This window comes from Thermotalea metallivorans, assembly GCF_001562415.1.
In the GTDB taxonomy this organism is placed as follows: Bacteria; Bacillota; Clostridia; order Peptostreptococcales; family Thermotaleaceae; genus Thermotalea; species Thermotalea metallivorans.
In genome coordinates, this window is record NZ_LOEE01000067.1 from 1 (window position 1) to 10,760 (window position 10,760).

Below are 10,760 nucleotides of genomic sequence, written 5' to 3' on the forward strand. Positions count from 1 at the left end.
TGAGCTTTGCAATTTCTTTTTTAATTTTCTTGATTTCTTCAAGGCTTGTAACATCTCCTTCTATGCTAATTGGAGATTTCTTTTTTACCCAACTTCGGACTGCTGTTTCACTTAGGCTATATTCGCTACAAATTTCCCTGATTGTTTTACCGGATTGTACCAAATCTGCTATCATTGTTTTGAAATCCTCTGTAAAAGTTCTTCGATTTGTCATTTATGGACACTTCCTTTCTTAAATCTTTAGTATATCTAAAACCTTATTTTGTGTCCATACTTATATACTAACATCAAACATCAGTTATATTATTTATTGCTTCACGTGAAGAATTATTTATTCTTTTTATAGTTTCTTTTATCTTTTTTTTACTTAGTTTAAACGCTTTGTTATCTTCCTTATATATACTCGGTCCCCTTAAATTGCTCCATCTTAATGGCCTACTGCTTAATCCAACCATATATACTTCTTTACTTAAATTTTATCACAAACATCACAAATCCTTCTATTAACATAATATTTTTATCAAACAATAATTTCCCCCGCCTCATATACTCAACCCCCAAAAAAGCAAAAAAGCCCTGATTTCTCAAGGCTTTACATACATTGTATCAATCAATCGTTCAAATATGGTGGAGGCGAGGGGAATCGAACCCCTGTCCGAAAGCACTTTGCCAGCAGCTTCTCCGAGTGCAGTCATTGTACGGATATCTCGTCTCCGGCAACGCCCAATGACAGGCTTTGCCATCAACCAGTCCCGATAGATCCGCCTGTGGGTCGAGACACCCCCAAGGCAGTTCCCCACTGGGTCGACGCCCTGGCCCTAAGCCGTGGGCAGCCTAGGCAGGACGAGCAGCTATATTAAGCTGCTAAAGCGTAATTTTCGTTTGCGTTTATATTTAGGTGCCACTTTTAACGTTGCTTGGCAACAACGACTCGCTGCTACTGACTCCACACCCCCGTCGAAACCTGTACGCCCCCATGATCTTATAAAATTTGGAATATGATAATAAAATCAATAGGCTCTTTGTCTTTCCCTCAATTCCTTCTGAATGCGGCGATTTGCATCCTTTCGGGCAATATCTTCCCGCTTGTCATAAAGCTTTTTCCCTTTGGCCACAGCCAACTCAATCTTGACCAACCCCCGCTGATTGATGTAGACCTTCAAAGGTACCAGGGTATACCCCTGCTGGGTTGTATAGCCAAGGAGCTTGGCAATCTCCCTTTTGTGCATCAATAGTTTTCTTTTCCTTAAAGGATCCACATTGTATATATTACCTTTCTCGTAGGGACTGATATGCATGTTGTGGATAAAAACCTCCCCGCGATCCACTTCGGCATAGCTGTCCTTCAGATTAATCTTGCCCATACGAATGGATTTTACTTCCGTGCCAGTCAAAACAATCCCTGCTTCATAGGTTTCTTCTATAAAATAATCGTGTCTTGCCTTTTTATTGTTGGCTATTACTTTTCCTTCTCCCATGCAAACACCTACTTTGAAAGGTAATTTTATCTACGGTCTATTAATTATGTTAACATAAAATTTGCATCTTGTCAATTAGCGTATTTTCCTTTCTCTGCCAGAATCCAATAATACAAACTTTTTTAAAGCCTTTGCCACACCGTCCTCGTCATTGGTTGCCGTTACATAATCGGCCCGGGCTTTCACCACTTCATCGGCATTTCCCATGGCAATCCCTAAACCGGCATATTCTATCATGCTAAGGTCATTCTCATGGTCTCCGAAACAAATTACTTCTTCACGCCGGATCCCCAAAGATTTTGCCAATCGCCTTACGGCTGCCCCTTTGCTCACACCCCTGTTCATAATCTCCAAATTGTTATGCCAAGATTTGCTGCATTCAATGGTAGGGATTGCCTCCAATTCCCTCCTTACCTTCGCTAGGAGCTCCTTATCCTGATCAATGATCACAAATTTATAGATTTTTGATTCGTTGTTTTGGATAATCTTATAAGGATCATCGATCACCCGTAGATCAATTTTTTCCTCTTCACGGAGGGTCTTATTCCATTCAGAATATTTCAAAGAACTGTAATCCAAGCGTTCTGTATAGAAAATCGTATCTGTATAGAAATGAAAATACAAATGATGCTTGCGGCAAATTTCCAGGATTTTAAGACAATCCTCCCGGCTGAGATGACTTTCATAAATAATTTTCATGTCCTTTAGATTTCTCACCATAGCCCCGTTGCAGGCGATAATGGGTGTGGTTACCCCTAAATATTTTGCATACACCTTGGCCGATGTAAAGATTCTTCCCGTGGCCACTGCCACATGAATCCCTTTATCCATCAACTGCCGCAGTACCTTTTCTGTCTCTTCGGATATTTTGCCATTGCTGGTCAGCAAAGTGCCATCCATGTCGCTGACAATTAATTTATAAGCCATGATTCTTGCCTCCTTCATTTTCCTCCCATCCCCTATTATACCACATAATGAAGGCACACCATGGTGTGCCTGTGGAAAATTTATCCCTGGGAAACCAAAACAAAATCGATCTCTTGTTGGGCAATGTCTACATGGACAACCTTTACCCTGACTTCATCTCCGATGCGATACGTCTTTTTTGTCCTTTCCCCCCGGAACAGATGATGGTCGGGATCGTAAATATAATAGTCATCAATCAGAGAACTAATTCGCACCAATCCTTCAATGGTATTTTCCAATTCCACGAACATGCCGAAGGAAGTAACACTGCTGATGATGCCGTCAAATTCCTCCCCAATATGGTAGCTCATATATTCGGCTTTTTTGAGGTCCTCTGTCTCCCGTTCTGCTTCCTCCGCAATTCTTTCCCTCTCTGAAGATTTCTCTGCAGTCTTGGCTACAATCCCCTTCAGTTTTTCAATCCTTTTTTCCGTCAGCTTGCCGCTGAGACTTTCCCGAATAATGCGGTGAATCTGCAGATCAGGATATCTTCGGATAGGGGAAGTAAAGTGAGAATAATACTGGGCCGCCAGCCCAAAGTGACCGCTGCACTCCGGAGAGTACCTAGCCTGTTTTAATGATCGCAGCATCAACGTATTGATAATTCTTTCCTCTTTTTTTCCTTCCACTTTTTTTAACAGATCCTGAAGGGACTTTGGATGTACTTCATTGGTTGCGCCCTTGAGATGATAGCCGAAATTATGAATAAACTTATTAAAGTTTTCTATCTTCTCCATATCCGGATCTTCATGGATACGATAGACAAAGGGGATATTGGCCCAATAATAATGCTCTGCTACAGTCTCATTGCAAATAAGCATAAATTCTTCAATAATGCGATTGGCAATTCTTCGCTCCGCCTTTCTGACCTCAATGGGTTTTCCGTTTTCGTCCAAGATGATCTTCGATTCGTCAAAATCAAAATCGATGCTTCCCCTGTCTTCCCTTCTTTTTCTTAATATCTTGCACAATTCTTCCATCAGTCGAAAATCTGCGATCAGATAATCATATCGCTTCATTAAGGTTTCATCCTGTTTTTCCAGAATGTCCGATACATCGGTATAAGTCATCCTTTCACAGGTTCTGATCACACTTTCAAAAATTTCATGTTGTATCACTTTTCCTTTTTTGTCTATTTCCATGGTTACCGATAGGGTGAGTCGATCCACCTTGGGGTTTAAACTGCATACACCATTGGACAGCTTTTTGGGAAGCATAGGAATCACCCGATCCACCAGATACACACTGGTTGCTCGTTTTAGTGCTTCCTTATCCAGAGGCTTCCCCTCTTTGACATAAAAGCTTACATCGGCAATATGCACGCCCAGGAGATAATTGCCATTGGGCAGTCTTTGCACCGATACGGCATCATCCAAATCCTTGGCATCTTCCCCATCAATGGTTACAATTCTTTCATGGCGCAAATCTCTTCTGCGGGCAATTTCTTCTTCCGGTATGATCTCGGGAATGCTTTGCGCCTCTTCTTCCACCTTTTTGGGAAATTCCTCCGGCAATTTGTATTTTTTGATGATAGATAAAATATCCGTGCCTACATCATCTTTATGGCCAATTACTTCAATAATTCTTCCTTCCGGATTCCTTCGGGCTTCCGGCCATCTTGTAATTTCGGCAACCACTTTATATCCGTCTTTTGCCCCGTTAAACTCACTTTTGGGAATATAAATGTCCATGTTGATCCGGCGGTCGTCGGGCACGACAAAACCAAAGTTCTTACTGCTTTCAAAGGTTCCTACCACTTCCTTATTGGCCCTTTCAATAATACGAATAATTTCACCTTCTGACTTTTTCCCGTCACTGCTCCGCTTGATAACCCTGGCAATCACCCGATCATTGTGCATGGCTCCGTTCATGTCACTGGCGGGGATAAATACATCGGAATATCCCTCCAATTCTGACAAAAGAAACCCATAGCCCTTTGCATGCTGTTGAAGTTTCCCCACCATCAAATTCATTCTTTCGGGGGCAGCATACCGGTTCTTCTTGGTTTTGATGATCTCTCCCTTTTGCTCCATATCATCCAATATAGAATAAAATTTTCCAATCTCCTGAGGCCCTATAGCAAATACCTCGGCCAGTTCTATATCCAGCATGGGACTATATGCTTTTTCCCGCATAAATTCCAGTATCTTCTCTCTGCTGATCAATATAATTCCTCCAATCTCTTAAAAAAATCTAAATTTATCCAAAGGCTTACCTATATTCTACCCCAATTCAGAGCAAATATTTCTTTCTTTTCATTCTTTTCCCATGGAAAAAGTCCTACCCCGGGTAAACGGAATAGGACTTGTATATCCGATTAGAAAAATAGTCCGCCAAATTTTAAGAACAACGGCGCAAATACAAGGGCAACGATCGTCATCAGCTTAATTAGGATATTGATAGACGGACCCGATGTATCCTTAAAAGGATCCCCTACCGTATCCCCCACCACTGCAGCCTTGTGAGGATCGCTCCCCTTTCCGCCGTGATGTCCTTCTTCAATGTATTTTTTTGCATTATCCCATGCACCACCGGCATTGGCCATCAGGATTGCCAGCAATACCCCCGATACAAGGGAGCCCGCCAACAAACCGCCAAGGGCTTCAGGTCCTAAAAGCAGTCCTGTTGCCACCGGCGCCAATACGGCCATCACACCGGGAACCAACATTTCCTTCAGGGCTGCTGCTGTACTGATGTCAACACATTTTGCATAATCGGGCTTTGCTTTGCCCTCCATTAATCCCGGGATTTCTCTAAACTGCCTTCTTACTTCCTCAATCATTTGGAAAGCAGCCTTGCCTACAGATTCCATGGTCATGGCAGAGAATAAAAAGGGCAGCATACCACCGATCAACAGACCCACTACTACCAGCGGATCCAGAATATCAATCTTTTCTAATTTTACTACTTGAGAATACGATGCAAACAGGGCAAGGGCTGTCAATGCAGCAGAGCCGATGGCAAAACCTTTACCGATAGCTGCCGTTGTATTCCCTACGGCATCCAATTTATCGGTGATAGCACGCACTGTCTTGGGAAGCCCTGACATTTCCGCAATACCGCCGGCATTGTCTGCAATGGGACCATAAGCATCTACCGCAACGGTAATACCTGTTGTGGACAGCATTCCTACAGCAGCCAAGGCAATACCGTATAAGCCAAAGAATTTAAATGCGATCAGGATGCCGACGCAAATAAATATAATGGGCCAAGCCGTTGATAACATCCCTACGGCCAAACCACTGATGATGGTCGTGGCAGGACCTGTTTCAGACTGTTGTGCAATCTTTTTCACAGACTGGTAATCTCCGGATGTATATACTTCCGTTAATTGCCCGATAATCATACCCACAATCAAACCTGAAGCAATTGCCCAAAAAGCATTTAAATCACCAAACAAAGATCTGCTTAAGAAGAAGGCCCCAGCAACGACAATGATACCGGATACATATGTACCCATCTTTAATGCTTTTTGAGGATTTGTATTTTCATCCCCTTTTACAAAGAGGGAACCGATAATAGATGCAATAATGCCAAGGGACGCTAAAGCCAAGGGGAACATTGCTCCTGTTACGGGATCAATGCTTGGAATGACTACACCCAAAGTAATGGCAGAAATAATGGAGCCCACATAGGATTCAAACAGGTCTGCTCCCATCCCTGCAACGTCTCCCACATTATCTCCTACGTTATCCGCAATCACCGCCGGGTTTCTCGGATCGTCTTCCGGAATGCCAGCCTCTACCTTACCCACAAGGTCAGCACCCACATCTGCTGCCTTGGTGTAGATACCGCCCCCCACACGCCCAAATAAAGCGATGGATGAAGCACCCAAACCAAAACCGGTGATGATTCCCGGGTCTCTGATCAAATAGTATAAACCGCCTACACCGATGATCCCTAAACCTACGACGGACATACCCATCACGGCGCCACCACTGAAAGCTACGCTTAAGGCCTTATTCATGCCATTTTCTCTGGCAGCATTGGCTGTCCGCACATTTGCCTTTGTAGCAACCTGCATGCCAAAGAATCCCGCAAGGGCTGAAAAAAATGCACCCACCAGAAAGCATACAGCCGTCAGCCAACTGTTTAAACCTATGCCAATCACTACAAAAAGAATCCCTGCAAAAATAACGAGAGCCTTATACTCCCTTGTCAAGAAGGCCATAGCACCTTCATGTATATATGAAGAAATTTCTTTCATCCTGTCAGTGCCGACATTTACGCCATTGATTCTTGCTGTAAGCATATATGCAAAAGCCAATGCGATTATTCCTACTATAGGCGCTAACAATGCATAATCCATTCCTGATGCCTCCTTTATTTTCCAAATCTGTTACAACAGACTCTGGTGTTTCCTATTAGAATAATCTGATCAAAAGAATTGAATTAATAATGAAAACAATTGCTCCGATTGTTGTAACTTTGCTTAACAGTTCTTCATATCCTCTACCTTTTTGCTTACCCCACAGTTGTTCCGCTCCGCCGGCAATGGCACCAGATAATCCTGCACTCTTTCCTGATTGAAGCAATATACTTCCGATAAGAATAAGACTTGCAATCACTTGAATAACCATCAGTACAATTCTCATTTTTCCACCTCCTCCGTCTAATTAACATACATATTTTAACATAGGTGCCTTTTAAAATCAATAAATATTATCCCCTGGCACAATTTATCCACTTTTCTAGAATAATTGCAAATATTTTGTACGTCAAAACTTTTTTATGCATTTTTGAAGTGATCAATAAAATGACAATAATATAAGGATAGGCTGTTCTATCCTTATATTATTGTTGAAATTGACAAACCCTATACCTCTTTATTTTAAATTGTAAAAGGCATTCATTCCCGCATATTTTGCAGTATAATCCAGCATTTCTTCAATTCTTAACAGTTGGTTGTATTTTGCTACCCTATCAGTTCTGGATGGAGCGCCTGTTTTAATTTGTCCTGCATTTACCGCCACAACCAAGTCTGCAATCGTTGCATCTTCTGTTTCTCCTGATCTGTGGGATACCACAGCGGTATATCCGGCTCTTTTTGCCATTTCAATGGCATCCAAGGTCTCTGTAATGGTTCCGATTTGATTCAATTTGATTAGAATGGCATTGGCCGTATTGGCTTTAATTCCTCTTTCTAATCTGGATGTATTGGTTACAAACAAATCGTCTCCCACCAGCTGGATTTTCTTGCCCAATTTCTCTGTCAGCAGCTTCCAACCATCCCAATCCTCTTCATCCAATCCGTCTTCGATGGAGATGATGGGATATTTATTGACAAGGTGCTCATAGAATTCCACCATCTGCTCGGACGTCTTTACCACACCTTCTCCGGCCAAATTGTACTTTTTCTCTTCCTTATCATAAAGTTCTGTAGCAGCTACATCCAAGGCCAACATTACATCTTTGCCTGGAGTATAACCGGCCTTTTCAATGGCTTCTATAATCACTTCCAAGGCCTCTTCATTAGAAGTTAAGTTTGGCGCAAAACCACCCTCATCTCCTACCGCTGTATTCAAGCCCTTTGACTGAAGCACTTTTTTCAGGTTGTGGAAAATTTCTGCTCCCATCCTTAAGCCTTCTTTGAAGCTGGATGCTCCAACGGGCATCACCATAAACTCCTGGATATCCACATTATTGTCTGCATGCTTTCCCCCATTTAAAATATTCATCATGGGCACGGGCAATGTCTTTGCATTTACCCCACCGAGATATTGGAACAACGGCATTCCCAGAGCATCTGCAGCGGCTCTGGCTACAGCCATGGATACGCCCAAAATCCCATTGGCGCCTAATTTTCCCTTATTTTCTGTGCCGTCCAGTCGGATTAATTCCATATCGATGGCCACTTGGTCCAGGGCATCCATGCCGATGATCTCAGGAGCAATGATTTCATTGACGTTTTCTACTGCCTGTAATACCCCTTTTCCCAAGTATCTGTTTTTATCTCCGTCTCTTAATTCCACCGCTTCAAAGGCTCCCGTGGAAGCTCCTGACGGAACCATGGCTCTGCCCATGGCACCTCCCTCTAAATATACCTCCACTTCCACCGTGGGATTCCCTCTGGAGTCCAATACCTCTCTAGCATAAATATCTGCAATAATTGTTGACATATGTATCTTCTCCTTTCCCTATTAAAAATTTACAATTTGTACAAATTCATCGGCTTTTAAGCTGGCTCCCCCGACCAAAGCCCCGTCAATATCTTCTTGATTCATAATCTCTTCTGCATTGGACCCTTTCACACTGCCGCCGTATTGAATGCGAATCTCCGTGCAGAGATCTTCTCCGTACAGTTCTTTGATGGTTTCCCGAATCTGATAGATTACTTCATTGGCTTGCTCTGGCGTAGCCGTTTTTCCAGTGCCAATGGCCCATATGGGTTCATAGGCAATGACAATTTGGGTCACTTCTGCACCGGGCACGCCCGCCAAGGCCTTTCGAATTTGATTCTTGACGATTTCTTCTGTCTTTCCCTGTTCTCTTTCTTCCAAGGTTTCCCCTACGCATACAATGGGCTTAATGTTGTGCTTTAGGGCCGCATGAACTTTTTTATTGACGGTTTCGTCCGTCTCATGAAAATATTGTCTTCTTTCAGAATGGCCGATAATACAGTAATCCACACCAATATCCTTCAACATGACGGGAGAGATTTCACCGGTAAAGGCCCCCTGTTCTTCCCAATGCATGTTCTGAGCGCCCAGCTTAATATTTGTATCTTTTACTGCTTCCTTTAAAGGCAACAGCAGGGTAAAAGGGGCACAGATGACTACTTCCACGTCAGTCCCCTTGACTTCATCCTTGATCTCCTTTACAAATTGTACTGCTTCATCGATGGTTTTATGCATTTTCCAGTTGCCTGCGATAATTGGTATTCTCACAGCAGCACCTCCCTATTTGTCCTCGATTACGGCGATGCCGGGCAGTTCGATACCTTCAAGGAATTCCAAGGATGCGCCTCCGCCTGTGGAGATATGGGTCATCCTGTCGGCAAATCCCAATTGCTCAACGGCAGCCGCACTATCTCCTCCACCGATAATCGTTGTTCCCTTGCTCTCTGCCAGTGCTTTGGCCACTTCCTTCGTTCCTATGGCAAAGGCAGGCATTTCAAATACACCCATAGGTCCGTTCCACACAACAGTCTGAGCCTTCTTGATTTCATCAGCAAAAAGTTTTACAGATTCCATACCTATATCTAATCCCATCTTATCTGCCGGGATATTGGCCACGTTTACGGTTTCATGGTCTGCATCGGCTTTGAATTCTCCGGCTACCACCACATCCACAGGCAACAGCAGCTTTATACCCTTGACTTTGGCTTTTTCCATCAATTCCTTCGCCAGATCCAGTTTATCTGCTTCCAACAAGGATTTTCCCACTTCATATCCTTTGGCCTTCAAGAATGTAAAGGCCATACCGCCTCCAATAATCAAAGAATCCACTTTCTCCAACAGATTGTTGATGACGCCGATTTTGTCGGAAACCTTTGCTCCTCCAAGGATTGCCACAAAAGGCCTTTCCGGGCTATGCAGCGCCTTCCCCATCATCTCAATTTCTTTTTGAATGAGATAACCTGAAACACATGGAAGATAATCAGCAATGCCGGCCGTAGAGGAATGGGCTCTGTGGGCAGTACCAAAGGCATCGTTTACAAACAATTCTCCCAGGCTAGCCAATTCTTTAGAAAATTCGGGATGATTTTTCTCTTCTTCCTTTCGAAACCGTACATTTTCTAGGAGGACCACTTCTCCATCCTTCATCTCTGCCACAGCCTTTCTGGCGTTTTCCCCCACCACCGTATCATCTGCCGCAAAAATGACTTCTTGATTTAATAATTCTGCCAATCTTTTGGCCACGGGTTCCAAGCTGTATTTTTTATTCGCCTCCCCCTTCGGCCTGCCCAAATGGGACATCAATATGACCTTTGCTCCATTTTTCGCAAGATATTGTATGGTTGGCAAGGCCCCTCGAATGCGAATATCATCAGTAATATTTTTGTTCTCATCCATGGGTACGTTAAAGTCGCATCTGACCAAAACCCTTTTTCCGCCTACTTCCACATCTTCAATTGTTTTTTTATTCAACATGCCTACACCCCTCATCTTTCAAAATTTATGTGTAACATACTATATTATATGTAACATACGATTTTCTTCCCGTCAATCATTTCAGTGTAAGGATATATCGAGTAGGAGGTAGATAATTAATTTATCTACCGTCCTCTCACACCACCGGACATACGGTCCCGTATCCGGCGGTTCATCAGGATTAATATCACATAGAAAGCCTTTTAGTTAGAGTAGTGAATCC

The 10,760-nt window shown here is 43.1% G+C and carries 9 protein-coding genes and 1 other RNA gene; all 10 read right to left on the reverse strand.

Annotated features, from left to right (window positions below):
* Nucleotides 1-214 (reverse strand): transposase (locus AN619_RS13420; RefSeq protein ID WP_068557774.1); only part of this gene is annotated, 214 nt, incomplete at its 3' end.
* Between the two features lie 411 nt (nt 215-625).
* Nucleotides 626-976, reverse strand: a transfer-messenger RNA (tmRNA) gene (gene ssrA, locus AN619_RS13425).
* Between the two features lie 34 nt (nt 977-1,010).
* A complete protein-coding gene (gene smpB / locus AN619_RS13430) occupies nt 1,011-1,478 on the reverse strand; it encodes an SsrA-binding protein SmpB (protein WP_068557776.1) in 468 nt (155 codons plus the stop codon).
* 75 nt (nt 1,479-1,553) lie between these two features.
* Nucleotides 1,554-2,405, reverse strand: coding sequence for a Cof-type HAD-IIB family hydrolase (locus tag AN619_RS13435; protein ID WP_068557788.1), 852 nt, complete (start codon nt 2,403-2,405; stop codon nt 1,554-1,556).
* Nucleotides 2,406-2,485: 80 nt separating this feature from the next.
* On the reverse strand, nt 2,486-4,609 hold the full coding sequence (rnr, locus tag AN619_RS13440) for a ribonuclease R (RefSeq protein ID WP_083525148.1): 2,124 nt from the start codon (nt 4,607-4,609) through the stop codon (nt 2,486-2,488).
* A 152-nt stretch (nt 4,610-4,761) separates the two neighbouring features.
* A complete protein-coding gene (locus AN619_RS13445; RefSeq protein ID WP_068557778.1) occupies nt 4,762-6,753 on the reverse strand; it encodes a sodium-translocating pyrophosphatase in 1,992 nt (663 codons plus the stop codon).
* A 55-nt stretch (nt 6,754-6,808) separates the two neighbouring features.
* Entirely contained in the window at nt 6,809-7,039 is a 231-nt protein-coding gene (secG, locus tag AN619_RS13450; RefSeq protein WP_068557780.1) for a preprotein translocase subunit SecG, read from the reverse strand.
* A gap of 231 nt (nt 7,040-7,270) precedes the next feature.
* Nucleotides 7,271-8,563, reverse strand: a complete 1,293-nt coding sequence (gene eno / locus AN619_RS13455; RefSeq protein ID WP_068557782.1) for a phosphopyruvate hydratase — start codon at nt 8,561-8,563, stop codon at nt 7,271-7,273.
* A gap of 21 nt (nt 8,564-8,584) precedes the next feature.
* Nucleotides 8,585-9,331: a triose-phosphate isomerase gene (tpiA, locus tag AN619_RS13460; protein ID WP_068557784.1), complete on the reverse strand. Its 747-nt coding sequence runs from the start codon at nt 9,329-9,331 to the stop codon at nt 8,585-8,587.
* Between the two features lie 12 nt (nt 9,332-9,343).
* Complete coding sequence (locus tag AN619_RS13465) at nt 9,344-10,537, reverse strand: phosphoglycerate kinase (protein WP_242867410.1); 1,194 nt, start codon at nt 10,535-10,537, stop codon at nt 9,344-9,346.
* Between the last annotated feature and the right edge of the window lie 223 nt (nt 10,538-10,760).